The 23,210-nt window shown below is 58.8% G+C and carries 24 protein-coding genes; 12 read left to right on the top strand and 12 right to left on the bottom strand.

The window, feature by feature from the left end; translation table 11 throughout:
- Window positions 1-247 precede the first annotated feature (247 nt).
- A complete protein-coding gene (locus tag GAO09_RS10420; RefSeq protein ID WP_324185342.1) occupies window positions 248-952 on the top strand; it encodes an autoinducer binding domain-containing protein in 705 nt (234 codons plus the stop codon).
- Here the strand turns inward: GAO09_RS10420 and GAO09_RS10415 are convergent.
- Complete coding sequence (locus GAO09_RS10415; RefSeq protein WP_153353952.1) at window positions 930-1,265, bottom strand: transcriptional repressor TraM; 336 nt, start codon at window positions 1,263-1,265, stop codon at window positions 930-932. The two genes, GAO09_RS10420 and GAO09_RS10415, sit on opposite strands and share 23 nt — an antisense overlap.
- A gap of 200 nt (window positions 1,266-1,465) precedes the next feature.
- Here GAO09_RS10415 and GAO09_RS10410 point away from each other — a divergent pair, with 200 nt between their 5' ends.
- Complete coding sequence (locus GAO09_RS10410; protein WP_153353951.1) at window positions 1,466-1,702, top strand: helix-turn-helix domain-containing protein; 237 nt, start codon at window positions 1,466-1,468, stop codon at window positions 1,700-1,702.
- An 8-nt stretch (window positions 1,703-1,710) separates the two neighbouring features.
- On the opposite strand, the gene GAO09_RS10405 is transcribed toward GAO09_RS10410, so the two are convergent.
- Genes GAO09_RS10405 through traA form a run of 4 tightly spaced genes read right to left on the bottom strand, consistent with a single transcriptional unit; the run spans window position 1,711 to window position 7,673 of the window.
- Window positions 1,711-2,316, bottom strand: coding sequence for a TraH family protein (locus GAO09_RS10405; RefSeq protein ID WP_153353950.1), 606 nt, complete (start codon window positions 2,314-2,316; stop codon window positions 1,711-1,713).
- Window positions 2,317-2,327: 11 nt separating this feature from the next.
- The gene (locus tag GAO09_RS10400; protein WP_153353949.1) at window positions 2,328-3,488 is read right to left on the bottom strand and encodes a conjugal transfer protein TraB; all 1,161 of its coding nucleotides are present in this window, start codon (window positions 3,486-3,488) and stop codon (window positions 2,328-2,330) included.
- On the bottom strand, window positions 3,478-4,044 hold the full coding sequence (gene traF, locus GAO09_RS10395) for a conjugative transfer signal peptidase TraF (protein WP_153353948.1): 567 nt from the start codon (window positions 4,042-4,044) through the stop codon (window positions 3,478-3,480). The genes GAO09_RS10400 and traF overlap by 11 nt, the downstream gene beginning before the upstream one ends.
- On the bottom strand, window positions 4,041-7,673 hold the full coding sequence (gene traA, locus GAO09_RS10390) for a Ti-type conjugative transfer relaxase TraA (RefSeq protein ID WP_338015062.1): 3,633 nt from the start codon (window positions 7,671-7,673) through the stop codon (window positions 4,041-4,043). The genes traF and traA overlap by 4 nt, the downstream gene beginning before the upstream one ends.
- Before the next feature lie 251 nt (window positions 7,674-7,924).
- Here traA and traC point away from each other — a divergent pair, with 251 nt between their 5' ends.
- From traC to GAO09_RS10370, 4 genes are all read left to right on the top strand, one after another.
- Window positions 7,925-8,227: a conjugal transfer protein TraC gene (traC, locus tag GAO09_RS10385; RefSeq protein ID WP_153353946.1), complete on the top strand. Its 303-nt coding sequence runs from the start codon at window positions 7,925-7,927 to the stop codon at window positions 8,225-8,227.
- Window positions 8,228-8,231: 4 nt separating this feature from the next.
- On the top strand, window positions 8,232-8,447 hold the full coding sequence (traD, locus tag GAO09_RS10380; protein WP_153353945.1) for a type IV conjugative transfer system coupling protein TraD: 216 nt from the start codon (window positions 8,232-8,234) through the stop codon (window positions 8,445-8,447).
- A complete protein-coding gene (gene traG, locus GAO09_RS10375) occupies window positions 8,434-10,356 on the top strand; it encodes a Ti-type conjugative transfer system protein TraG (protein WP_153353944.1) in 1,923 nt (640 codons plus the stop codon). The genes traD and traG overlap by 14 nt, the downstream gene beginning before the upstream one ends.
- Window positions 10,357-10,460: 104 nt before the next feature.
- The gene (locus GAO09_RS10370) at window positions 10,461-10,856 is read left to right on the top strand and encodes a hypothetical protein (RefSeq protein ID WP_153353943.1); all 396 of its coding nucleotides are present in this window, start codon (window positions 10,461-10,463) and stop codon (window positions 10,854-10,856) included.
- A gap of 371 nt (window positions 10,857-11,227) precedes the next feature.
- On the opposite strand, the gene GAO09_RS29645 is transcribed toward GAO09_RS10370, so the two are convergent.
- On the bottom strand, window positions 11,228-11,398 hold the full coding sequence (locus GAO09_RS29645; protein WP_209018684.1) for a hypothetical protein: 171 nt from the start codon (window positions 11,396-11,398) through the stop codon (window positions 11,228-11,230).
- A gap of 359 nt (window positions 11,399-11,757) precedes the next feature.
- Between GAO09_RS29645 and GAO09_RS10365 the strand changes: the two genes are divergently transcribed.
- The 3 genes from GAO09_RS10365 (at window position 11,758) to GAO09_RS10355 (ending at window position 13,776) form a co-directional block, all read left to right on the top strand.
- A complete protein-coding gene (locus tag GAO09_RS10365) occupies window positions 11,758-12,036 on the top strand; it encodes an HU family DNA-binding protein (RefSeq protein WP_153353942.1) in 279 nt (92 codons plus the stop codon).
- A gap of 164 nt (window positions 12,037-12,200) precedes the next feature.
- On the top strand, window positions 12,201-12,536 hold the full coding sequence (locus tag GAO09_RS10360; protein ID WP_153353941.1) for a helix-turn-helix domain-containing protein: 336 nt from the start codon (window positions 12,201-12,203) through the stop codon (window positions 12,534-12,536).
- Window positions 12,529-13,776: a type II toxin-antitoxin system HipA family toxin gene (locus GAO09_RS10355; protein ID WP_153353940.1), complete on the top strand. Its 1,248-nt coding sequence runs from the start codon at window positions 12,529-12,531 to the stop codon at window positions 13,774-13,776. Before GAO09_RS10360 ends, GAO09_RS10355 begins: the two co-directional genes overlap by 8 nt.
- Before the next feature lie 62 nt (window positions 13,777-13,838).
- Here the strand turns inward: GAO09_RS10355 and GAO09_RS10350 are convergent, their stop codons facing one another.
- From GAO09_RS10350 to GAO09_RS10325, 6 genes are all read right to left on the bottom strand, one after another.
- Window positions 13,839-15,113, bottom strand: coding sequence for a CapA family protein (locus tag GAO09_RS10350; RefSeq protein WP_153353939.1), 1,275 nt, complete (start codon window positions 15,111-15,113; stop codon window positions 13,839-13,841).
- 83 nt (window positions 15,114-15,196) lie between these two features.
- Window positions 15,197-16,846 carry a dipeptide ABC transporter ATP-binding protein gene (locus GAO09_RS10345; protein WP_153353938.1) on the bottom strand — a complete coding sequence of 550 codons (1,650 nt, stop codon included), beginning with the start codon at window positions 16,844-16,846 and terminating at the stop codon, window positions 15,197-15,199.
- A 1-nt stretch (window position 16,847) separates the two neighbouring features.
- A complete protein-coding gene (locus GAO09_RS10340) occupies window positions 16,848-17,717 on the bottom strand; it encodes an ABC transporter permease (protein ID WP_153353937.1) in 870 nt (289 codons plus the stop codon).
- Between the two features lie 11 nt (window positions 17,718-17,728).
- Window positions 17,729-18,700: an ABC transporter permease gene (locus tag GAO09_RS10335; RefSeq protein ID WP_153353936.1), complete on the bottom strand. Its 972-nt coding sequence runs from the start codon at window positions 18,698-18,700 to the stop codon at window positions 17,729-17,731.
- 11 nt (window positions 18,701-18,711) lie between these two features.
- Entirely contained in the window at window positions 18,712-20,301 is a 1,590-nt protein-coding gene (locus GAO09_RS10330) for an ABC transporter substrate-binding protein (protein ID WP_153353935.1), read from the bottom strand.
- Window positions 20,302-20,547: 246 nt separating this feature from the next.
- Window positions 20,548-21,120 (bottom strand): hypothetical protein, encoded by a 573-nt coding sequence (locus tag GAO09_RS10325; protein ID WP_153353934.1) that lies wholly within the window; start codon window positions 21,118-21,120, stop codon window positions 20,548-20,550.
- 135 nt (window positions 21,121-21,255) lie between these two features.
- Between GAO09_RS10325 and GAO09_RS10320 the strand changes: the two genes are divergently transcribed.
- The 3 genes from GAO09_RS10320 (at window position 21,256) to GAO09_RS10310 (ending at window position 23,203) form a co-directional block, all read left to right on the top strand.
- Window positions 21,256-21,501 carry a helix-turn-helix domain-containing protein gene (locus GAO09_RS10320; protein WP_153354137.1) on the top strand — a complete coding sequence of 82 codons (246 nt, stop codon included), beginning with the start codon at window positions 21,256-21,258 and terminating at the stop codon, window positions 21,499-21,501.
- 111 nt (window positions 21,502-21,612) lie between these two features.
- Window positions 21,613-22,158 carry a GNAT family N-acetyltransferase gene (locus GAO09_RS10315; protein ID WP_153353933.1) on the top strand — a complete coding sequence of 182 codons (546 nt, stop codon included), beginning with the start codon at window positions 21,613-21,615 and terminating at the stop codon, window positions 22,156-22,158.
- 316 nt (window positions 22,159-22,474) lie between these two features.
- Complete coding sequence (locus tag GAO09_RS10310; RefSeq protein ID WP_153353932.1) at window positions 22,475-23,203, top strand: hypothetical protein; 729 nt, start codon at window positions 22,475-22,477, stop codon at window positions 23,201-23,203.
- Window positions 23,204-23,210 lie beyond the last annotated feature (7 nt).

Genomic DNA, 23,210 nt, shown 5'->3' with positions numbered 1-23,210 from the left:
AAATAATTGATGACGTGTCATCTTTCTGTCATTTACCAATAGGCGGGCTCCCGATGGGATGCTCGCATACTTCATATTCCCGTGGCCGACAGAGCATTTCGGCCAACTGCTGTTGATTAAATCGTTCAGGCGAGAAATCCCCGGCATATCTCGGTGATCTCCGCCAAACCAGGGCAATGACATCCTGATCCAGGTCTCCCAGCCGTTGATGGATGACCCAGCCGCCAAAAACGAGGGGTAATAAGCCGTGAATGAAAGCGCTCGCTCACTCATCGACCTGATCGATGTGGCAGATGACCAAAACATGATCGCAAATGTCCTGCAGACCTTCAGCAAATCATGGGGGTACGAGCATTTCTCCTATCTCCAGACGGAAGGGTCGGAGGTTAAAACCGTCAACTCCTACCCACCGGAATGGCAAGACAGATATCTCGAAAACGAATACGCAAAAATCGATCCCGTTGTGGAAGAGGCCAAACGCAGGCGAGAGATGTTCTCCTGGAGTGCAGACGACTGGCTTGATCGGCGAGGGCCGGAACTGCGTAGGTTCCGTGACGAAGCGATCGGTCACGGCATCCGCACCGGCGTCACGATGGCGATTGAAGGCAGCTATTGCTCAACGATCATGCTGACATTCTCCTCCGGCAAAAAAAGGGAGGAGATCCCCCAGCTCTTCAATCCTATAGACGGACTGCGCGTCATTCTTGCGGTACATTACCGATTGGAACATGTTGGTGCCCGGCAGGCGATAGCACCCAAGCAGACCTTGTCTGCCCGCGAAAAAATGTGTGTCAAATGGGCAATCAAAGGCAAATCTTCGTCCGACATGGCAGTGCTGACCGGTCTGAATATCAGAACAATCCAGCACTATCTGGACAATGCTCGCCAAAAGCTCGACGCCCGAACACTGGCGCAACTGGTCGGCTTGCTCAAAGATCGGGGCTGGTGCTGACCGCCTGTTCCTTTTCGTCTTCCGGGACGTCAGGGACATAACCGAGTGTGTCGATGAGCTCTGACAGCTCTTCCTGAAGCTGGTCGGCCTTCTCCTGGCGGGCGAGATACTCGTCCTGCATGGTCTGCAAGACCATCGCGGAAACTGTCGTATCCTCGCTCGCTCGCACCCATTCCTCATAGACCAGCTGATCGGATTCGATCTGCCGACGGTGTGCGCGGATCTTTTCGATCGCGAGTGCTTCGAGAGATGCCCTGTCCATCACGCCCAAGAGAAGCTCCACTTCCTGCGAGCGGGCGTCAATGCTGCCCATTGTGTTCGTTGACGTAACGTTGCGAGATGACGGATGTCAAATCCTACGGTTGCCGCGCCGGCCAATATTTCATGTTTGGAAGCATGGATCATTGTCGTGAGCCAAAACGCGGAAAAACCAGTTGGACAATAGCACGCCTCCTGTCGAATCGGAACTATAGTTCCTAGTCGGATTGTTCGGATTAGCGTTCCGCTTTCCGCATGGATCTCAACGGGATCATGGCGGTGAACTTGCGTCGTACCCGTCATGGCGTGAACATGTCGCAGGAGGAATTGGCCCATCGCTGTGGCCTGAGCACTCGTTATATCGGCGATATCGAACGCGGAAAGAAGAGTGCGTCGCTGACGGTTCTCGGGCTGATCGCCGATGCATTGGGTACCGACCCGGTGGAACTCATCACCAGGAAACCCGAGCAGGATGGCGATTTGAGCGGCTAGAGGCCGGCTCATGGATCGACACCGATCCTCGACAGATCGACCCTGATGCCCGCACCTTCCTGTTCCTCAGCCTTCCGTCGAGCCGAGGGAGGTCGAACTTCATCTCCGAAGAGTTCGACCTGCTCACTCTGCCCTCCAATAAGGAACGTCTGCCCGCCCGGATCCTCTTCAAGGAAAACCTTCTGCCCTTCGAAGACACCACGTTTCCAGGCAAGCACAGCATCCTCGAACAGTTGCGGCAGAACCTGGCTGTCGGTCGGATTGCCATACCACCTCGTGACAATGCGTGCGATCTTAGCGAACATGGCAGTCCCGGCGCGCAGATTTTCGCAAGGGTCGAAAGGCTTGCCATTGAGCTCCTCGCTTCGTCCGACACCGTGACCGACAGGCAGTTGCGTGATGCCCACCCGAACTGTGGCCATGCCGGCATGCTGTCTGACAATGCCGAGCGCCTCCTCAGCCGTCGTTGGCTTCGGAACGAGGATGGTTTTGTCCCCCCAACGAACGGTGATCGCCAGCGGATCATCCGATCCGGCCACTTCGACAAACCGTTCCACGATAGCAGGCGTCAGGCTGGGATCGGCACATTGGGCAATCAACGCAGCATCGAGCATGGTCTATCCAATCAGGTGTTGAAGGACGTCACGAGGGGTTTGTCAAAGAGGCGCGCCCAGGCCTGCGTGGCCGCGCGCTGGATGGCGACGATGGAGGTGCCGGTCGTCCACCAGCCATTACCAACGGCAATGATGATGTCGGGATCATGGAGCATGGAGTGCAACACCGGCCAGACGATCAGTTGTTCGTAGCAGATGAGCGGTGCAACTCTTGCTGAGCCAGAAAGAACCGCAGGATTGGCGAAAACATAGGCGCGAGCACCACCTGAACCATTCTGCTCGCCGCTCCACGGCTGCCACATGGCGCCAGGGACAGGCATGCGCTCACGATAGATGATGTCAGCGCCCGCTGCCGTGATGCGCACCAGCACATTGTCGTAGCCGCTCTCGTCAATGGCTGCTGCGCCGGCAATAATGGTGGTGTCCGTGTGCTCAAGGGACTTCTGCCAGAATCGGCTCGAGGTTGGCGTCCAGAACCCGAGCGCACTTTCAGGAAACACGACAACGCCCCCCGGCGCGTATCCTCTTGCTAGAGACACCAGATGTTGTTGCCTTTGCATGCCCTGGTCGCGCCCAAGAGAGGCGCCCAGATGAAGATCAACACCCTGCCAACCGGCCGGAGCAATCGGTGGTGTCCAATGGATGGCAGACCAGATCCAAAGCCCAGAGAGAACCGTTCCTGCGATGAGGCGATAGCGCGTGGTCATCAAGACCACGGCGATCAGCATCGCCACCAGCCCGGCCCAGCCCCATCCAGGAAATATCGCGCCGGCAGCCGTCACCGGATGCGCCCAACCGAGAATGCCGGCAGGCGGGACGGCCATCACGGCACAAGCCCCGACATATCGGAATGCAAGGCGCAAGGCAGTCGTATTGGCCCAGCACAATGCATGCACACAAACGAAGACAGATGATGCAATCACCCACAGCAGCAGGCCCGGAAAAAGGTCGGCCGCGTAGAAGGTCGCCACGCCCGGCGGCAAACCGCGTGAAGCAGCCAGGAAATAACATGCGGAGATAAGGGCCGCCTGCCAGCGTGTCTTCGCGCCGGACCACAGTGCCGGAAAGACGGCTGCGACAGGGAGAAGAAGCACCTCGCCACTCCAGCCTATCCATCCGCAAAGAGCAGCGCCTCCCAGCAATAATAATAGGTGAGGGCGGTCACGGTGCATAGGTGATCAACTCCTTCGCCAGCCCCAGAATGTTGCTGACGGGCAGCGGGCCAAAATAGCGAGAATCAAAAGATCCCGGAAAATCCGAATGCAGATAGATCTGGTCCGCACCCACCTCTCCGCCAGCATAGGGGTTCAATCGCCGGCGCTTTCCGTCCGTCGACAAGAGGCGAGAATGCGCGAGGATCTCTCCATCGATACGAACCACCTTGCCGATCTCGACGACCTGGCCGGGCAATGCCGCCACAGTCTTGATCAGCGGCGCGATGCCACCTTCGCACAGACCGAAACGAAGGTAGCCACGAGATCGTGCCTCTTGCATATCCGCCGAAATTGGCGGGCAGATGAACAGGATATCGCCACGTTCAACCGGGCGATCGAGCCTGACGATCCGCCAGAGCCCGAGGGGCTCGCTTGGCGTTGTATTGAGCCGCAAACCGCCGGCAAATCCGGCAACAACTGCCGTAAGCATGAGGAAACCGGACGCGCCAAGCAGCAGAAGAGCCGGTCGCGTTTGTCGGGCGGTAGACAAGACGTCATGTGTTTGAGTGATCATTTCAGAGCCAGTCCTTTTGTCTGGGTCTGCCGCATCGTTTCCGCCTGGGAAAGCGCCGTTGTCGTTCGCTCATGAGCGGCAAGCTGCTGCACCGTTCGGATCATGCTCCACGCGGATCGCAGCTCGGCCTTCTGTGCCGGGTTCATTCCACCCGACAATCTCTCGAACGTCCTGCCGTCCGCAGTCTTTGCCGCGAGTGGAAGGAAGGTGCGCTCCCCAAAACGCTCCGTTGCGATCCTGGCAAACCCTTCGAGTTCGGCTTTCACCATCTTGTCGGCCAGCGCGTATTCGAGGCCTGCAGGAAGATCGTTGCGGTCGATAGCGTCACGGACCCGTTCCAGGGTTTGCCTTGCTGCATCCGAGAGCGCCGGGATCTCGATGGCGACCTTCAGCCGTGTGGCACGAACCTCTGCCTCATATTTTTGTGACGCCTCCTCGCGCTTGTGCAGATAGGCCTCGAGATCGCGGGCCAAGGCCGGAACATTGACGAGTGCGGTTTGCCGGGCCTCGCTCTCGGCCTTTCCGGCGAAAAGACCGGTCTTGCCTTTCAGCATTCCGAAGGTTTCAGGCCGCTCTATGATCGTCTCGAGCGTCGCGGCTGCGGTCGCGGAATTCCCGATCATGGCATGGACATTCACCGCATCGAATGCCGACTGTGGATCGGCGAAGACCAGATGAAAGCGCGCCGAGACGTCCTGCCATTGGTTTTTTAGCGCCGGATCCGCCGAGACCTTATCCTCGACGGCCTGCTCCAGTGATTTTGCGAACGACGAAATGCCGGAAACCATGAGTGTTTTCTCCTCTACGGATACGGAACGGATCCGTGTTTCGGTGTCTGTCCCAGTGTGATGCTGCCGCTTTCCCGCTGGCATCGAGCCCAATCCAAGCCGCATTCCGATGGTCGCGAGCCGCGAAGCGAGATCGGTGAGCTTCTTCTTTTGACGGACCGTCCAATCCAGGCGGTCGCGCATGAGCGTGCGAGCGGCATTCAGCAGATGAAGGCCACGCGTATCCGCAAATCGAAGCGCTGCGCGCAGCTCGGAAACGCTCTGGTAATCCAGTGTCGTTTCCTTCGATGCGTCACGCGACAGCCGCTCGTGCATCCTGGCCATGGCCAGTTCCGCCAAGGGCACAACCTTCCAGGAATTGCGTTGGACCACGGCGCCATTCGGCAGCTTGATGGGCGTGGCTTTGACGTGTTCGAGACCGATACGATCGCCGATCACGACATCCGTCTCATCCATGGCGCGCGCAAGATCGACACCCCAGATGGTGCGTTCCTCGCCATCACCATATCCGAGCGTGACGAAGTAGCTGTCGCGGTTCTCCGGCTTGTGCTCGAAGGGCGCTTCACCGTGATCGACCAAAACACCACCACGCCGGTCCGCAAAATCGTCCAGCCCGATATAGAGCTCCGCCGTCTCCCGGTGGCGCGTCATGGCGACATAGGAGAGATGCCGATCCATCGTGCTCGATGCCAGTACCTTGACCCGATCGACAGTAGCGCCCTGGCTCTTGTGGATGGTGGTGGCGTAGCCATGATCGACATTGGCGTAAAAGTGCTGATCGATCGTGATCTGACGGCGGTCTTCGCCGCTTCCGATCTCGGCAACAAGGTGACCGGCTCGCGCATCGGTAACGCGCGCCAGCATTCCGTTCTTGACCCCGAGCGAGCCCTCGTTCTTCAAGAAGATGATCTGATCGCCGGCTGCAAACAGACGGGCACCGTCTTCCGTCTCGAACGCACATCCGTTATCGACCACGCTTCGTTCAACGAGCCTGGCGCGCGCCATCTCGTTCAACATTCGGACGTCGCGACGCCGATGCGCGAGGATCAGCGAGGTCGTTTGTGGATCATAGTTCCGGTCCCAATCATCGACCAGAGACACAATCGCTTCGTCCCTGGTCCAGGCCGTCCGTACCATAGCCTGTTGCTCGTAGGCGCTCAGCGCTGCCGAGACGTTTCCTCGCGCCAGATCGAGCGACGCGTCCCGCATCCACTGTTCGCGCTGGCGATAGATCGTGTCGAGTTCCGCATAGCCGATCCGCTCGGCAATCGCCCGGAAGGCGGCGCCCGCCTCGATCGGCTGCAGTTGATCGGGATCGCCGATCAGAACCAGCTTTGCACCCGACAAAGCGGCCGCTTCGACAAAGTGGGCCATCTGCCGGGAAGATACCATCCCGGCTTCGTCGAGTACAAAAACCGTTCTTTCATCCAGATGATCCCGCTCCTGGTCCCACCGCAGCTCCCATGAAGAAAGCGTGTGCGATGCGATCCCCGCTTCCTTCTCCAGACCTTCGGCGGCCTTGCCGGCGAGAGCGCCGCCGACGACGCGATATCCGGCCGCCTCCCATGCGTCACGTGCGGCGTGCATCATCGTCGTCTTGCCAGCGCCTGCGCGCCCGACGATGGCGGTTATCCGGCTACCGCCGGCCACATGTTCGATGGCAGATTTCTGCTCGTCCGATAGGTGCTCCTGACGCTTGAACGTTCGCTTGAGGATCCGCGCCGAAATCAGGTGAGAGTGCTGTCGGGCGAGCCATAACGCTCGGTTGGCCATCTGCGCTTCGATGCGAACGAGATCACGCGTGGTGTACTTGGCGTGAGATCGCGCACCCGTCGCAAATGAGATTCGCTCGCGATCCAGACACAATGCAGCGGGATGCTGCAGAACCCGCACCATCAGATCCCTGAATAATGCCGGATCGTCGGTATAACGGTGCAGGAGCTTGGCGATATCACGCTCATCGAAGACGCTCTTTTCGCGGGTTATGACATCGATGACCAGACCGGGATCGCGCTCGATACGGTGGGCGTTTATCTCACGGCGCTCTTCCTGCAACTCGATCCGCTCGAGCTTCACCTTCCCGGCGTGACCGGGCTCTGCTGCCGCATCCGCCTTCCGATCGATCGCTGCCGTGCCCACCCCAAGATGGATCGTCGGCTCGAGTGGTATGCCCTGCTTCTCAAACGATCGACCATCGACACGAATATCGAGGCCTGCAAGCGCAAGATAGCGGTTCTGGCAGGCAAACCAACTGTCCCTGAAAGCGTTGAAATCTGCGCCATCGCCGGACCATAGCTGATAGACGATCTTGCCTGCTTCATTTCGCAGGGGATTGCCGTCCGGCCCGAGTACCGCGATCTTCTTTCCGCCAAAGCCATCCTCAGTCAGCGGCCGCAATGTCATCATCAGATGGATATGCGGATTGCCCGGAGCGTCATGATAGACCCAGTCGGCCACCATGCCCTTTGGTGTGATATGTCCTGCCACGAAATCACGCATCAGCTCGATATTTTGGCCAGCAGAGAGCTCGATGGGCAGGGCAATGGTTACGTCCTTGGCCAGTTGCGCGTCGGCCCTTTTCTCGAAACCTTCGACCGTATTCCAGAAGGCTTCCGACGCCCCGGAGACGGACCGGTCACCGATCAAGGTTCGAAGCCATTCAGGCGCGTCTTCGGGAATGACGAACTCCTCGTGCAGCAGACCCTGCTTGCGCGTGTAGTCGATGGTCCGGGCCTCACGGTCAAATTCCATCCTGGCGCAATGCCGATACGCCGCCGACATGACGGCACTTGCGCCGCGGCCGCGGGTAACAATGCTGACGGAAAAATGCGGGACGGCCACGAGCAAAGATCTCCTTCAGAGCAAAATCGACGGGTTTGAGGAGTGCGGAGGGCCCCGCCAGGGCGCCAAAACTGAACGTCGCGTCAGCGACGTATAATTGCGCCGTTCCGGATCCGCTCTCGTCGAGCGGTCGGATGATTGACCAAAGCATCGCCCATGGCGATTGCAGAATTTACCCTAGTGCTTCGCACCCTGCGGTCTGGAAATCTGTAGCTCATGCCACCGCTTTCCAACCAAGGGAGACTGACGGAATGAAAAAGCCATCCTCGAAAATCCGCGATGAGATCGCCAAGCTCCAGGACCAGTTGAGGGCCGCCGAAACACGCGAAGCCGAACGGATCGGCCGCATCGCTCTGAAGGCAGGCCTGGGCGAACTCGAGATCGATGAAACTGTAATGCTGTCGCGGTTCGAAGATATCGCCGCAGACTTTCGGCCAAGTCGCGGAACGGCGAGAGCTGTTTCGGACGGGAGGGGAAAAGGAGCAGGTCAACGCGAGGACGCAAGCTCAGCGATCCCGCCTGGCCCGGCTTCGAGCGGCATTGGCGAGGCTTGATCGCATGGCCAGGTCATCGATACTGGATGCACGCAGGAAGGATACGCGCGAGAAAATTGCGCTTGGCGGCCTGATCGTCAAAGCAGGCCTGCGATACGAGAAACGTGCGCTTCTTCTCGGTGCGCTGATCGACCTCCGCCACCGCATGAACCTCGACGAGAACGAGCGCGCGCGATTGATCGCCGTCGGGTCGGAGGCTTTTGGCAATGACGATCCGTAAACTCACCGCCTTCGTTCTGCCGCCAGTTCTGATGATGGCAGCGTTCGCCGGGCTGACGGGATTGGAGCAATGGCTTGCACGCTTCGGTGCCACAGAAGCCGCAAGGTTAACGCTTGGGCGGATTGGTATAGCATTCCCCTATCTTGCGGCCGCATGTTTGGGTCTGATTGCGATCTTTGCGTCGGCTGGATCGACGAGTATCAGGATCGTCGGATCGGGCACCGGTGCCGGGTGCCTTGTCGTGGTGCTTGCCGGCGTGGTTCGCGAAACAATGCGCCTAGTGACGTTCTCGCATTCCGTTCCATCGGGTACGTCCATCCTTTCCTACCTCGACCCTGCCACGATGATCGGTGCAGGCGGTGCGCTGATGGTCGCCTGCTTTGCAATCAGGGTCATCGTGATGGGCAATGCGGCATTCGCGCGAGCGGTACCGAAACGGATCGCAGGCAAGCGTGCTATCCATGGAGATGCCGAATGGATGACACTCGCCGATGCACAAAAACTGTTTCCCGGAACTGGCGGCATCGTGGTCGGAGAGTGTTATCGTGTCGACAGGGACGACATCACGGGACGGCCATTCCGGGCAGATGACCCGACAAGCTGGGGCAAGGGTGGCAAGACTTCACTCTTATGTTTCGACGGATCATTCGGTTCGTCGCATGGCATCGTTTTTGCCGGCTCGGGTGGTTTCAAGACGACGTCGGTGACAATCCCGACCGCTCTCAAATGGCAGGGAAATCTGGTTGTCCTCGATCCATCGAACGAAGTTGCACCGATGGTGAGGGAGCACCGGCGCAAGTCAGCCCGCACGATCATAGTCCTCGATCCGCGCAAGCCGCACACAGGGTTTAACGCACTCGACTGGATCGGCAAGTTCGGCGGCACGAAGGAAGAAGATATCGCAGCCGTCGCATCCTGGATCGTCAGCGACACGGGCCGAGCCACAGGCGTGCGTGACGATTTCTTTCGCGCCTCCGGCCTGCAACTGGTCACCGCTATGATCGCCGATGTCTGCCTGTCCGGCCAGACTGAAAAAGAGCAGCAGACGTTGCGCCAGGTTCGCGCCAATCTTGCCGAGCCGGAGCCGAAACTACGCACCCGCCTGCAGGAAATCTACAACGGCTCCCAATCGGAATTCGTGAAGGAAAACGTTGCCGCTTTCGTGAACATGACACCCGAAACATTTTCAGGCGTCTATGCCAATGCGATCAAGGAAACGCACTGGCTGTCCTACAAGAACTATGCGGCACTGGTATCTGGCGACGAGTTCTCGACGGACGACATTGCGTCCGATAAGACCGATGTCTTTCTCAATATCGACCTCAAGACCCTCGAGGCCCATTCAGGTCTTGCCCGGGTGATAATCGGCGCACTGCTGAACGCCATCTACAACCGGGATGGAGCAGTCGAGGGACGAACGCTTTTCCTTCTCGATGAAGCGGCTCGGCTCGGCTATATGCGCATTCTGGAAACGGCGCGTGATGCCGGCCGCAAGTACGGCATTTCACTGACGATGATCTATCAGTCGATCGGTCAGTTACGCGAAACCTATGGCGGCCGTGACGCCTCCAGTAAATGGTTCGAGAGCGCCAGCTGGATCTCCTTTGCGGCGATCAACGATCCTGAAACGGCCGACTACATTTCGCGCCGCTGCGGCGTGACGACGGTCGAAGTTGATCAGGTCAGCCGCAGTTTTCAATCACGGGGATCATCACGAACGCGGTCCAAGCAGCTGGTTGCACGTCCTCTCATCCAGCCGCATGAAGTCTTGCGCATGCGCACTGACGAACAGATCGTTTTCACCGCCGGCAATCCGCCGCTGAGATGTGGCCGCGCCATCTGGTTTCGCCGCGAGGATATGATCCACTCGGTCCAGGAAAATCGTTTCCATTCATCCGGGAACGAATGACATTGCAGGAACGGATCATGTCTCTTCTCCGTAGGCCACCACCGGCCGTCGACCAACGGGACGCCGATGTTTGGCAGACTTCACCGATTGTGCTGGAGTCATGCATGGTCGAAATCGGAACCCTTTCCAGGAGCGGGATTGTGACGAAGATTTATCCACTCACTGCTCTTGCGCTCGAACTATCCAAACCTGACGATGCAAAAGCGTCTGCTTCGACCGAGGCAGCCAATTCTACGGTTGGAACGTCAAAGAAGAGGTATGCGGACCGCCGTGGTTCGCGAAATCATGGGCAGAGAGAGTTCGCCGCCCAAAAGCACTTCAGCCCCCGTATCGGGCTCAAACTCATTTTTGCGGCTACCAATTTGAAGGCAAAGGGGACATGCAATGAATTCCGACTTGAAGGCACGGCTTTGGGGTGCTGTCCTGATTATTATTGGAGCAGCAATATCCTGGCCGACAATTTTCGACCGCATCCGATTGGCACAGGAGGATACGCCTGAGATCAGTGTTTGGTCTCTGGCGTCCTTTCTAGTGGGGCCACTGATCGTCTTTGGGTTTGTTATGCTCATCCTGGGTGAAAAGACGGAGGACATGACGAGAGACGCGGAGAAGAAACGGATGAAACCGCTAGGCAATGTCATAGCCCTTATTTGCCTCCTGGCAGGGTTTGCCGGCATGCTCGGAACCACGTTCGTGCTACAGTCCTTCGGATACAGGTGACACGAGGTCGCATGTCCGTCTTGTGCCTAGAAGCCGACGCGGGCGAGCTATCAGCCAAACGAATGACGGCATTGGGAGCTGCCGTCGCGAGGTGCCGTGACAACTGCGTCTTCAGTTCAGGGATAGCCTCAGCCGGCTCTGGTCGCCGCCATCAGGAAGGTGGCTCTTCTGCGAGCAGGGCATCAAGTTCGGCATTGGCAAAGGCGAGCTCCTGCCTGGCGCCGGCCAGGTCAGCTTCGAGTTTGAGACGCTCGTCCCAATCCGCGCAATTCGCCAGTTCAAGTCGAAGTTCCTCGATGTACTGTTCGAGAGAAAATGTCATTGTCCGTCTCCATCTGTTTTGTGAAAGATGGCCCGCAGTTGCGAGGACAGGCGGGATGTCAGGGATCGCGTAGCGACCGGTGGAGCCGGGGAGTGGGGGAGCCGATTTTCTGGCGGAGGCCACAGGCCTTTGGCGGAAAATTGGGGGAACCGCTCATCCTTGAGATCTCGGCGGTCCTCGCCACGATAGGTAGATCTGAGCAAGTCCCGGGTCCCGTATCCATCCCCCGGTGCCGCAAAGCCCAGCGCGACAGCGCTTTCATGTGGAGAACATCCACGCCCGCAGGACGTTCGGCGCGGAATTGCGTGACAGAATCGCGCGGCGGTGGAACGGTTCAATGGTCAACGAGGAAACAATCCATGACCACCGCCAATGAAATCGCAGACAAGATCGCGTCCGAGCAGGGCCTCACCAAGGCGCAGGGCAAGACGATCGTCGAATCCGTTTTTGCCGCCATCACCGAGGCAGCGGCCGCCGGTACCGAGACCTCCATTCCGGGTTTCGGCAAGTTCAAGGTGAAGGACACGCCGGAACGCGAAGGCCGCAATCCGTCGACGGGCGCAACGATCAAGGTTGCCGCCGCCAGGAAGCTCGCGTTCCAGCCGGCCAAGGCATTGAAAGATGCCCTGAACAAGTAAGGGCGCCACTGGCGACTGCCACTGCTACAAAGCTCGAAGACCCCGCCATTTGCGGGTCCTCCAATTTCTGCCCCCCAGCGTGCAAGATCAAGATACGAGACGTATTTGCAATTTTGTAAACTTGGTGCTACATATTCCATCGATCTGTAGTGCGAAGGTGACAAATGCCGACACCACATAATCCTCCTGCTGCCGTAAAGCGCGCGCTTCGCAAGCTCGGTGCGGACATCCACGACGCCCGTCGGCGCCGTCGGTTGCCTATGGCCGTTGTTGCAGAGCGCGCCTTTACCTCGCGCTCGACCCTCCAGAAAATCGAAGCCGGCGATACCAGTGTCAGTATTGGGATCTATGCGGGCGTTCTCCAGGCTCTTGGATTGCTCGAGGGCCTGAGCCATGTTGCGGACATCGGCAACGACAGCGTCGGCCAATCCCTGGCAAGTGCTGATCTGCCCAAGCATGCGCATCCGAAAAAAGCACGCGGATCGTCTGATAATGGCTGACTTTGAAGTCCATATCGACATTGATGGCCAGACACGGCCAGTCGGCCTGGCGCGCAGCAACCGCGTCCGCGGGACCGAAACGATCATGTTTGAATATGATCGGGACTGGCTTGCCGATCCAAATCGGTTTTCATTAGAACCGGCCTTGCCGCTGACGCGAGGTGGCTTTGCGCCACCGGCCGGTCTCACGACGTTCGGTTCACTGGGTGACTCCGCACCGGACACATGGGGTCGCCGCCTCATGCAGCGCGCGGAACGCCGAATGGCCGAACGCGAGGGCCGGTCGGTACGGACATTGGCAGAGAGCGACTACCTGCTTGGTGTTGCAGACGAGACGCGCTTGGGGGCGCTCCGCTTTCGTTGGGCCGGCAAGGAAGCGTTTCAGGCACCCATTGACAACGGTGTTCCGGCGCTCATCGATCTTGGCCGCTTGCTGCAGATCACTGAACGCATCTTGCGCGACGAGGAAACGGACGAAGACCTGCAGCTTATCTTCGCGCCCGGTTCGTCACTTGGTGGTGCGCGTCCAAAGGCGTCAGTGATCGATCAGCATGGCCATTTGTCGATTGCCAAATTCCCCAAGGAGATGGACGAATATAGTGTGGAGACCTGGGAGGAGATCGCGTTGCGGCTGGCGGACCGGGCCGGGATCATCACGCCGCTCCATCAGTTGATCGACGTTGCCGGCAAGAAGGTCATGTTGTCCAGGCGTTTTGATCGGAGCGACAATGCGCGCATCCCGTTCCTGTCAGCGATGGCGATGATGGGCGCGAAAGACGGCGAGCGCGGAAGCTATCCGGAAATGGTCGACGCGCTCGTGGAACATGGGGCGCAGGGAAGGAGCGACGCGCAGGCGCTCTATCGCCGCGTCGTGTTCAACGTCCTGATATCGAATGTCGACGATCATCTGCGTAATCACGGTTTTCTATGGCTCGGCAAGGCCGGCTGGTCATTGTCTCCGGCCTATGACCTCAATCCGGTGCCGACAGACATCAAGGCGCGTGTGCTGACGACGAATATCGACCTTGATGAAGGCACATGCTCGCTCGACCTTCTGGAAGAAGCTTCGGAATTCTTCGCTCTGACGCTTCCACAAGCGAGACAGATCATCAGGCAGGTGGCGGATGCTACAGCAACATGGCGCGAGACTGCCAAAGCCGTCGGCGCCAGGTCGGCCGAAATCAACCGTATGTCCAGCGCATTCGAGCATGAGGATCTGAAGCGGGCCCTCACCCGATAAGCCCGCCTCCGTCCCTCGGATCCATTCCGCGACCCAATGCCCGTCTGCTCTGGCCTGAACGCCTAGGCCTCTGCCAGATCGGCACTCTCGAACGCGACAGCATCTCCATCGTAGAAACCAACGCCATCACTGATCCTGATCGACGTGCCGAATTTCGCCGACTGTTTCTGGAAACGGGTAAGAATGCGCTCCGCGTCTTCGCCAAGCGCCAGTTCAGGCGCAAGGCGCTTATCCAACGCCGGGTTTTTCAAGGCCTCGGAACCGCCGATGATCACGGGATGGAATTCCATGCCGGCCAGAGTGCCATCGCCGGAGAATGAGCACAGCCCGACGACGCTTTCCCATATTTCTCGTGCCGTCCATTTCGATCCTTCGGATCGGATATGGAAGATGAAATTGCCCAGACTGTAGAAGATCGGGCGGCCGCGATAGATCTCCACGGGTTGCAGCACCGGTGCACCGTGGCTGACGAACATGGCCGCGCCTGCGTCAATGCATTGCCGGGCAACGCCGCTGACCCAGTCGGGGACCTGATACCAGTCCGATGCCCAATGGTGGTGGTGCAGATAGGCGATCACCATGTCGCCCTTTTCCGCAGCAGCGGCGATCGCCGAGAGATTGCGGGCGATATCATCACCATCGATCCTGACTCCGCGCCCGAACCGCTCCGAGCGGCGGAAAAGAGCACGCGCAATGGCGATTTCGCGGTCACCATCGACAGACGGCACGTCATCCGGCTGGGCGTCGTTGCCGAGGTCCATGTCGGTGTAACCCAGTCGATCCCGGATGGATTGCAACTGCTCGAACGCCACCGCATCGACATCCAGAACCTTGGTCAATTTGAGCGGATTGATGCCGGGTCGCTCAGGGCGACCTGGCGCGGCGTCTGCGGCATGCATGACGTCAGGACCGGGGCCGCCATCCATCGCCACGAGCGCGATGTCGCGTCCCGCAAACGAACCGTAACCAGGCAGGCCCGCCTCCTGGCGGTTGCGGCCGGCACCAGCATGGACGAACCTTCGCATCTCGACCTCCTCCAAGGTCGAAAGAATACCAGAGGGCCCGAGATCAAACGCGTGATTGTTGGAAAGTGACAGCCCTTGGAAGCCGATCGACCGCAGCGTATCGAGCACGACAGGCTGGCTCGCGCCGAAGAACGAGCCTTTCAGCGGCCATCCGCCATGGGCGCCAAAAATCGTGCTCTCGAAATTGGTGAAGGCAAAATCGGACCGGCCGATCACAGCCTGAACATCGACAAACCCCTTGGTCTCGATGGAGCGGATATCATGCTTGATGAGGGACTGGCCTGTCACGGCCACGGTAAAATGCTGGCTCATATCTGGTCTTTCATTGGGCACCACACCGGCGCTAACAAATCTGAGGATTAGAAATTGGTGACAAAGCCTGATTGCCAATCTGATCAGTGGGTGAACCGCGCCGGTCGGGCCTCGATCAGGCTGCGCGTGTAGGGATTTTGCGAGCGGGAGAAGATGAAACCCGGATCGCCCTGATCTTCGACGACCCCGTCCTTGAGCACATAGATCGACTGGCAAAGCGCCTGAACGAGCGCCAGGTCGTGTGAGATGAACAGCATCGACACATGCTGTTCCGCGACTGTCTCCTTGAGGAGTGTGACGATCTCCGCCTGCACCGAGACATCCAATGCCGATGTCGGCTCGTCCGCCACAATGATCGCAGGTCTCGTCAGCAAGGCGCGAGCGATGCAGACACGCTGTTTCTGGCCACCGGACAATTGGTGCGGGAAATGCGCGAGGAGAGATCGGGCGAGGCCGAGGCGATCCATCATGGTCAGGACAGACAGCCTGTCATTGGTGCCGCCTCGCGCGCCGAACCGAACCGCTTCATGCAATGTATCACTCACCGACATGCGCGGATTGAGCGATGCCGACGGATCCTGAAAGATCATCTGAATTTCGCCGAGCAACCCACTGCGTCGGCCGGACTGGCCGATGTCGAAACGCTGCCCCATCAGGTCAAGTATTCCGTCACTCGCCGTTTCGAGGCCAGCAATAATGCGACCGAGCGTCGACTTGCCACTGCCGCTTTCACCAACGACACCGGTGATCGCACAACGTTGCAGGCTTATGGTCACATCGCTCAGCGCCGGCCGGCGATGACCGGACGTGAACCACGATAGACTGTGCCCGGCGAAGGTCTTGCTAACGTTGTGGACACGAAGAACCGCTTCGTACGGAGGCTCAGCACAAGCCATTGAACCATCGAGAGCCGGTGACATCGAAAGCCGCAGGCGCGGCACGGCCGCCAGCAGCGTGCGCGTATAGGGATCTGCAGGCGCATCGAGAATGGATGCGGTCTCACCCTGCTCGACGACCCGCCCCTGCCGCATCACCACGACCCGATCGGTGATGTCGGCGATCACGCCCATGTCGTGAGTGACAAGCATGATCGATACGCCGGTCTCGTCCACCAGCGAACGCAGCAGGGCGAGAACCTGTTTCTGGACCGTCGCATCGAGTGCCGAGGTTGGCTCGTCCGCCACGATGATCTGCGGACTGCCGGCAAGCGCGATGGCGATGACCAGCCGCTGCCTCTGACCCCCGGAGAACTGATGCGGATGATGACCGTATCGGGCCTCCGGCTGGGGAATGCCGACGCGTGCCATCAACTCGATGGCGCGCTGCCGCGCCTGACGCCTGGAGACCTTGGTTCCGACCGCACGAACCGTCTCGGCGATCTGTGCACCAACGGTCATCAGTGGATCGAGCGAGGCGCCATGATCCTGGAAAATGGCCGCGATTCGGCGCCCGCGGATGCCGGCACGCGACTGCTCGGTCATGGCCTCGATATGCTCTCCGTCGAAGACGATCGAACCGGCCGAACGTTCGATCCCCGGTGCAAGCAACCCGAGCACGGCATAACCAAGACTGGACTTTCCGGCGCCGGACTCGCCGATCAGGCCGAGGATTTCGCCACGGCGAAGATCGATACCGACATCGCGCAGGATGGTCTTCGAAGTGGATGATCCGGAGGCCTTGAGCGTTAGCTTTTCCACGATGAGAAGCGGATCTGAATTGTGCAACTGCTGCATATCAAAGGCTCCTCGGGTCGAAACGGCGACGGACGTCTTCGCCAACGAAATTGATGCTTGCGATGAGACCGAACAGGGCAAGGCCGGGAAACAGGCTGATCCAGTATTGGCCGGTCATGAGATACTGGAAGCCGTTGGCAACCGCCGAACCCAGCGAAGGTTTGTCGATCGGAACGCCAAGGCCAAGGAAGGACAGGGTCGCTTCGAGCGCGACCGCATGGCCAAGTTCGATCGGGATGAGGGTGATGGCCGGCGCGATGCTGTTGGGCAGGAGATGCCGGAAGATGATCCGCAATGGCGGCAGGCGCAGCAGTCTTGCCGCATCGAGATAAGCCTTGTTCGCTTCGCTCATCGCCACACCGCGCGTCACCCGCGCGTAAGCTGCCCACTGGACGATCACGAGCGCCAGAATGATACGATCGACGCCGGGGCCGAGCGTCACGATGGCAATCAGCGCCACCAGCATGGTCGGCAGGCTAAGCTGCAGATCGACGACGCGCATGATCAGCGCATCGGCCCAGCGCCCGAGATAGGCGGCAATGACGCCGAGGCTCATGCCGATCAGGGCAGCCAGAACAGTGCTGGTCACCGCGACGAACAGGCTGATCCGCAAGCCGTAGAACACTGTGCTGAGGATGTCGCGGCCAAGTCCGTCGGTTCCCAGAAGATACAGATACCCGCCGCCACTTACTGTTCCCGGCAGCGACGACGCCTCCCAGGCAAAGATCTGCAGCGGATCATAAGGGTTCTGCGGCGCGATGACGGAGGCGAGGATCGCCAGGAGCAGATAGATCGCGAGCACCACTTTCGGGAGGGTGACGCGATAGGTGGCAGGGCGTTTCCAGGACGCCCGCAAGGTTTCGGTTTTCATGGTCGCTCCTTTCAGGCCGATCGGCGCGTGCGCGGATCGAGGACGGCGTAGAAGATGTCGACGAGGGCGTTGAGACCGACAAAGGCGACCGCCACAAAGGTGAGGGTGGCCATGACGACAGGCCGGTCGAGCAACTGGATGGAATCGATCAGCAGCTTGCCGATGCCCGGCCAGTTGAAGATGGATTCAACGACGACCGCAAAAGCCAGCATGCCGCCGAACTGCATGCCGATAATGGTGACGATCGGCACGCTGATATTGGGCAGCGTATGACGGAAGAGGATGCGCCGGGGCGACAGGCCTTTGGCCTGGCAGAAGCGGGTGTAATCCTGAGCCTCCACCTCGACCGTGCCGGATCGTGTGAGCCGGGCGATCAGCGCGATGTTCGGGATGGCGAGCGCAAGCGCCGGCAGGACGAGATGCGCTAGCCCCGAAGCTGTGAGAAAGCTCCAGCTCACGCCAAGCAAAGCCACCGTTTCACCACGACCGCCGGATGGAAACAATCCGGTTATGACCGCACCAACCATGATCAACAGCATGCTAAGCCAGAAGGAGGGCACACTGAGTGCGAAGACGCTGGAATTGAGGATTGCCCGATCCGTGACCGTATCCTTGCGGCGCCCGCCCAGCAGGCCAAGCAGGACACCCGAAGGGGCTGCGACCAGCATGGCGATCGCAGCAAGCTCAAAGGTCGCCGGCAGTTTGCTCATCACCAGCCGGAAAGCCGGCAGGTGATAGATGTAGGAGGTCCCGAAATTCCCGCTCACGACATTGCCGAGGAACAGAAAATACTGCTGCCAGAGCGGCTGGTCGAGACCGAGCGCGATCGTTGCCCGGCGGATGTCGTCCGGCGTTGCCGTCTCGACATTGACGATGTTGAAGACGGGATTGCCGACGCTGTGAATGCCGACAAATCCGATGATCGACATGGCGATGAGGAGGAGGAAGGCCTGTGAAAGCCTCCCAATAATGGTCGTCGTCATGAGCCCACCTCTCACTCGGTTGCCGGTGCGGCACGCATGGCCGAGGTCCAGCCGCGCGGATGCACGGTGTATGATCCGACCTTCTTGCCGTGACCGGCGATGAGATGGAAATGGTAGAGCGGAATGACAGGGTGATCGGCCATCACCAGCTCGGTCGCCTGCGCCAGTGCCTCGCTGCGACCCGGCCCGTCTTCAAGAGCCTTGGCCTTGGACAGCAAGTCGTCGTAAGCCGGATTGCTGTAACCACCATAGTTCAGGGAACCGGTGCCCTTCGCTCCATCGGCACCGGCCAGCACGGCGTCGAGGCACAATGTCACCGCTTCACCGGAGCAGCCGCCATACCAGACCGGATACTCACCAGCCGAACGTTTGGTCATGAACACGGAAAACGGCGAGACGACAGGCGAAACCTTCACGCCGATCCGCGCCCAGTTCTGGGCGATCGACTGCAGGGATTCCGCATCGCCCGGATAACGACCGCCGGGGCCGGCGAGCACGACCGAAAAACCATCCGACAGGCCGGCCTCGGCAAGCAGCGCCTTCGCACGCTCGTAGTCCGGCGGCCCGACGGTTAGCTTGGCCGAGGTGCCGGCGATACCCGGCGGGAACATCTGGATGGCCGCCGTGCCGTAGCCGGAGAGGATCCTGTCGGCGAGGAATGGCCGGTCGGTCGCACGCGCAAGCGCCTCGCGCACACGGGCGTCCTTGAACGGATTGGCGATCGGCTTGCCGGCGGCGTCCGTCACGCCGGGCAATTGGTCGCGAGAGACATCGAACTGCAGAAAGTTCGAACGGGCGGCGGCGGTGCTCTCCACCTTGATGCCGCGCTCTTCGAGCCCGGCAACATCACGAGCGGGAATATAGTCGGCGAGATCGACATCACCGGTGGAGAGTGCGGCGACACGTGCAGCCGGGCTCTCGATCACCCGAAACGTCACGCTCGACCAGGCAGGCATGCCGCCCCAATAGTCGGTGTTGGCGTCGAGGCCGAGCAATTCACCGGACTGCCACTGCTTGAACCTGTAGGGGCCGGTGCCGATCGGTCGGGCGCCGGCGTTTACTTCCTCGGTGGTCGCGAACCCACCGCCGGCCTTCTCCGGCATGATCAGGATGGCGGTCATCTGGATTGGCAGGGTAGGGGCCTCTACACTGGTCTCGATGCGAACCGTCAGAGGATCAGGCGCCGTTACAGAGGCGATCGGCTTCGTATAGGACTGGAAACCGCCGCTCGGGGTTTTGAGGAAGTCGCGAACCCGCTCGATCGAATAGATCACGTCCTGCGCGGTGAACGCCGATCCGTCATGGAACTTGACGCCATCGCGCAGCTTGAATTCCCAGACCTTTGGCGACACACGTGCCCAAGAAACGGCGAGGCCGGGCTGCGGATTGAGGTTCTCGTCCTGATTCACCAGCCGCTCGTAGATATGCGACAGAAGCGATGTGTTTTCGTTGAGATCGGCATAATGCGGATCCAGCGTCATCAGCTTCAGCTGCGTGCCGATGCGCAAATCCTCAGCGCCGGCATATGAAACGGAAAAACTGATTGATGCCGATGCGAGAGCCAGCATCAACGCATGCGTTCGAATATGCTTGAAAAGCATTCCAATGTTCCCTTTTTCTGGTTCAAAAATGAACGTGGCGAGTTCCCATGCTCGCCACGCAGATGTCCGTTCCCGCGCAGCAGGCTCAACTGCTCCGCAAGGCAATGTTCAGGTTCTCTGCCTGATCGCTAAATGACTGAAACGTCGATATTACATTCCGCCAAAAGTGCCTGACGGACCATCGCAAATGGCGCACTCCACTGCGCACAAAAGTCTAAAATACGAATTTGAAGATGAAGGCATGGATCAGCCGGCGCTGACCGAAGACACCTCCCCACGCAAGCGATTGTCCGGGGCGGCGTCGCCGAGGCACAGAAGATCACGCAGCAACCTGCGCAGTTCAGGCCATGGAAATTCCTCATAGTCCGGATTGGGCTGCCCGCGTTCCAGCACGCAATGCAGTTTTGCGACGATGCCGCTCAAAGAGGTCACAGCTGCTTTCGACAGTTTGGATGCCAACACGTCCTCGATGTCGGCCCCGGTTTCGACCGTCTGTTCGGCATGCCGGTAGGCGCGAACATGGTCATCGTCCGCCGCAAGCACGCAGGCCAGCGAAATCAGGCCTGCATCACCGCGCCGGGCATCAATCGATACCATCTCGAGCAGCTCTTCCTCGAGACGCTGTTGCTCTGCATTCAATCTGTCGAGTTCCTGAAATGCGGCCCGCCAGGCCCTCCATTCGCGCAGCGCATCCTCCCCCGGCCCACGCGAAATCAAGGGCTGACCGGCACTCTGCGCCATCAGCAGCAATTCGGTTGTTTTCAGTAAGTTTCTGCAGGTGATTGCAGGCACAGTTCTGCTATTCTCAGAATCACCCATGATCCGAGCTCCACACAGCTTGATTGTGGTCAGGTCGTGTCTGCGGTGCAAACGCGGGCACGACCGATACCTGAATACTTATTACATACGGGACAACCAAAAAATGCGCAACCAAAATCACCATCGTATGGTGATATGAACTCAATTCAGTGTAAAATGGCCAGAACTGCTCTCGGCTGGGGAGTGATCGATCTCGCACGCGCGGCGAAGGTCTCCACTCAGACAATCGTCCGATACGAGCGCGGCGAGGAGTTGCGTCAGGCTACACTCTCTCGGATAGCCGGAGCAATCGAGGACGCCGGCATTGAGTTTATTCCTGAAAATGGCGGAGGCGTCGGCGTCCGATTCAAACATCCGGCCGTGAAGGATGAAGCTGACTAGGCAACGGGCGCTGTTGGCAATTCGATGAAATTTGCGCGGTCGTTATGTCACCTTTTTGCCCGAAGCGGACGAACGTAAGCAAAATAAGTTGACGGATAAGAGATACTGAGGATGCTCACTGAGCGTCATGCAACATATTTCCATGCCGAGGTCATTTTGGAAACGGAACGCTTGATTCTTCGTCCGTCGAGCCGGGCGGATATTCCTCAGCTCTTTGAATTTCTTGGAGACCCGGCCGCTATGGAGCATACCCACAGCGATAAAACGCTCAGGGAATGCCAGCGACGAGTGATGGTTCACGAATGGCGAAGGCGTCGTGATGGCTGTGCGCCATGGGTGGTTGTGCGCCGAGAAGACGGTCGGATCATCGGGTGGGGTGGTCTGTACGAAGACCCATTCGATCCGGGCTGGGGTTTCGAGGTAGGTTACTACTTCAGACCTGACGTTTGGGGCAAAGGTTACGCTTCTGAGCTCGTCAACGCGGCATTAGGCTTCGCAGATAAGCAGCTACAACTTCAAGAAGTTTGGGCAATGGCGCATCCTGATAACACGGGGTCGAGGAGGGTTTTGGAGAAGGCTGGTTTTTCATTTGCACGTCACCTCCACGAGCGAGACCGCCTTTTGTTTCGACGCCCCCGTTCAGCCGAACCCCGGTGACCGCTATTGGCGCTTTGTTGCCGTCAATTTGCAGTGTCTGCTTACTGAACGCCCACCGCGCTCGGTCAAAGTGCAAAGAAAACACCGTTTACGCAAAAGTTACAGGAGGACTTCAGGCCGTTGCGTCTGCCTAACAATATGCTTCAAACTCCGTCGCGTTTACTCCGCGTGAGCTCACCGTGCGAATTTGAACTGCTCTTGCTCCCTCACCTCATGTTTGGAGACGGCATCCCGATGCAGGATTGAATACCCCCCGCAAAGGCTCGCGCAAGGATTGTGTTACACCATGCCCCACGGGACGTAACGGAGCTACGACATGACAATCATCGGCGCATCAACATATTATAGCGCGACCTCACGCCACAGCATATCCGATACGCTGAAATCGACATCAAGTGAAACATCGCCAGAATTCGACGGTTGTGATGTGGAAAACAATGCTAAAGCGCAGGTGTCCAGCGATATTGAAAGCACCTCGACAGCACATGAAAGCCTTAACGAGCGCCTCAAGGGGCTGACTCTTAACAAAGGCTCGGACCTCCCCGCCTTGAAACCCGCATGGGAGCGATTGTCTGATGAGGAGTATGCTGCGTATCAGGCAATGGAAAGAGATTTCATTGATATGGATGCTCGGGCCCTCCAAAGCGAATACAGAAAATTTTATGATGACCCTAATGACCCGCGCATCGAGCGCTACGCAGATATCGTCGTTGGTGGGAAGATCGTCGCATCCGTCGACAATCAGGGATTAATTACCGCGAGTTCCGATACGATAGGCAAGCGGCTGGCTGTACTTTCACTAGAAGACACGGGGCTTCAAGGGCCGGAGCAAGCGAAGTATACAAGCGAAAAACTCATCAAGCTTTTGGGCGGGAGCATTTCGTTGGCAGATACCGCGATCACCCAATCGACCTTTAACCGTATTGTCCAGCTTGCCCAAGCGCAGATCGATTTCGAGGGAATGAAAGCTGATCCCAAGTACGACGAAATCAATAGGAGATATGAGGAGTTGGCTCAGAGCGACATCGCCAGGTCTCAACGTTAGAAACCGC

It is taken from the genome of Endobacterium cereale, from assembly GCF_009617585.1.
Taxonomy (GTDB): Bacteria; Pseudomonadota; Alphaproteobacteria; order Rhizobiales; family Rhizobiaceae; genus Neorhizobium; species Neorhizobium cereale.
Note: the sequence above shows the minus strand (reverse complement) of the source record. Positions and strands in the feature narration are given on the sequence as shown.

Bases quoted from the DNA above. Each gene is read 5' to 3' on its own strand.
- GAO09_RS10400 (WP_153353949.1), bottom strand. From the start codon at position 3,488: ATGCACCGTGACCGCCCTCACCTATTATTATTGCTGGGAGGCGCTGCT.
- traC (WP_153353946.1), top strand. From the start codon at position 7,925: ATGAAAAAGCCATCCTCGAAAATCCGCGATGAGATCGCCAAGCTCCAG.
- GAO09_RS29645 (WP_209018684.1), bottom strand. From the start codon at position 11,398: ATGACATTTTCTCTCGAACAGTACATCGAGGAACTTCGACTTGAACTG.
- GAO09_RS10410 (WP_153353951.1), top strand. From the start codon at position 1,466: ATGGATCTCAACGGGATCATGGCGGTGAACTTGCGTCGTACCCGTCAT.
- GAO09_RS10340 (WP_153353937.1), bottom strand. From the start codon at position 17,717: ATGAAAACCGAAACCTTGCGGGCGTCCTGGAAACGCCCTGCCACCTAT.
- GAO09_RS10370 (WP_153353943.1), top strand. From the start codon at position 10,461: ATGGTCGAAATCGGAACCCTTTCCAGGAGCGGGATTGTGACGAAGATT.
- GAO09_RS10365 (WP_153353942.1), top strand. From the start codon at position 11,758: ATGACCACCGCCAATGAAATCGCAGACAAGATCGCGTCCGAGCAGGGC.
- GAO09_RS10310 (WP_153353932.1), top strand. From the start codon at position 22,475: ATGACAATCATCGGCGCATCAACATATTATAGCGCGACCTCACGCCAC.
- traD (WP_153353945.1), top strand. From the start codon at position 8,232: ATGGCCAGGTCATCGATACTGGATGCACGCAGGAAGGATACGCGCGAG.
- GAO09_RS10345 (WP_153353938.1), bottom strand. From the start codon at position 16,846: ATGCAGCAGTTGCACAATTCAGATCCGCTTCTCATCGTGGAAAAGCTA.
- GAO09_RS10315 (WP_153353933.1), top strand. From the start codon at position 21,613: ATGCTCACTGAGCGTCATGCAACATATTTCCATGCCGAGGTCATTTTG.
- GAO09_RS10355 (WP_153353940.1), top strand. From the start codon at position 12,529: ATGGCTGACTTTGAAGTCCATATCGACATTGATGGCCAGACACGGCCA.
- GAO09_RS10335 (WP_153353936.1), bottom strand. From the start codon at position 18,700: ATGACGACGACCATTATTGGGAGGCTTTCACAGGCCTTCCTCCTCCTC.
- GAO09_RS10325 (WP_153353934.1), bottom strand. From the start codon at position 21,120: ATGGGTGATTCTGAGAATAGCAGAACTGTGCCTGCAATCACCTGCAGA.
- GAO09_RS10320 (WP_153354137.1), top strand. From the start codon at position 21,256: ATGAACTCAATTCAGTGTAAAATGGCCAGAACTGCTCTCGGCTGGGGA.
- GAO09_RS10405 (WP_153353950.1), bottom strand. From the start codon at position 2,316: ATGCTCGATGCTGCGTTGATTGCCCAATGTGCCGATCCCAGCCTGACG.
- GAO09_RS10360 (WP_153353941.1), top strand. From the start codon at position 12,201: ATGCCGACACCACATAATCCTCCTGCTGCCGTAAAGCGCGCGCTTCGC.
- GAO09_RS10415 (WP_153353952.1), bottom strand. From the start codon at position 1,265: ATGGGCAGCATTGACGCCCGCTCGCAGGAAGTGGAGCTTCTCTTGGGC.
- GAO09_RS10350 (WP_153353939.1), bottom strand. From the start codon at position 15,113: ATGAGCCAGCATTTTACCGTGGCCGTGACAGGCCAGTCCCTCATCAAG.
- traG (WP_153353944.1), top strand. From the start codon at position 8,434: ATGACGATCCGTAAACTCACCGCCTTCGTTCTGCCGCCAGTTCTGATG.
- traF (WP_153353948.1), bottom strand. From the start codon at position 4,044: ATGATCACTCAAACACATGACGTCTTGTCTACCGCCCGACAAACGCGA.
- GAO09_RS10330 (WP_153353935.1), bottom strand. From the start codon at position 20,301: ATGCTTTTCAAGCATATTCGAACGCATGCGTTGATGCTGGCTCTCGCA.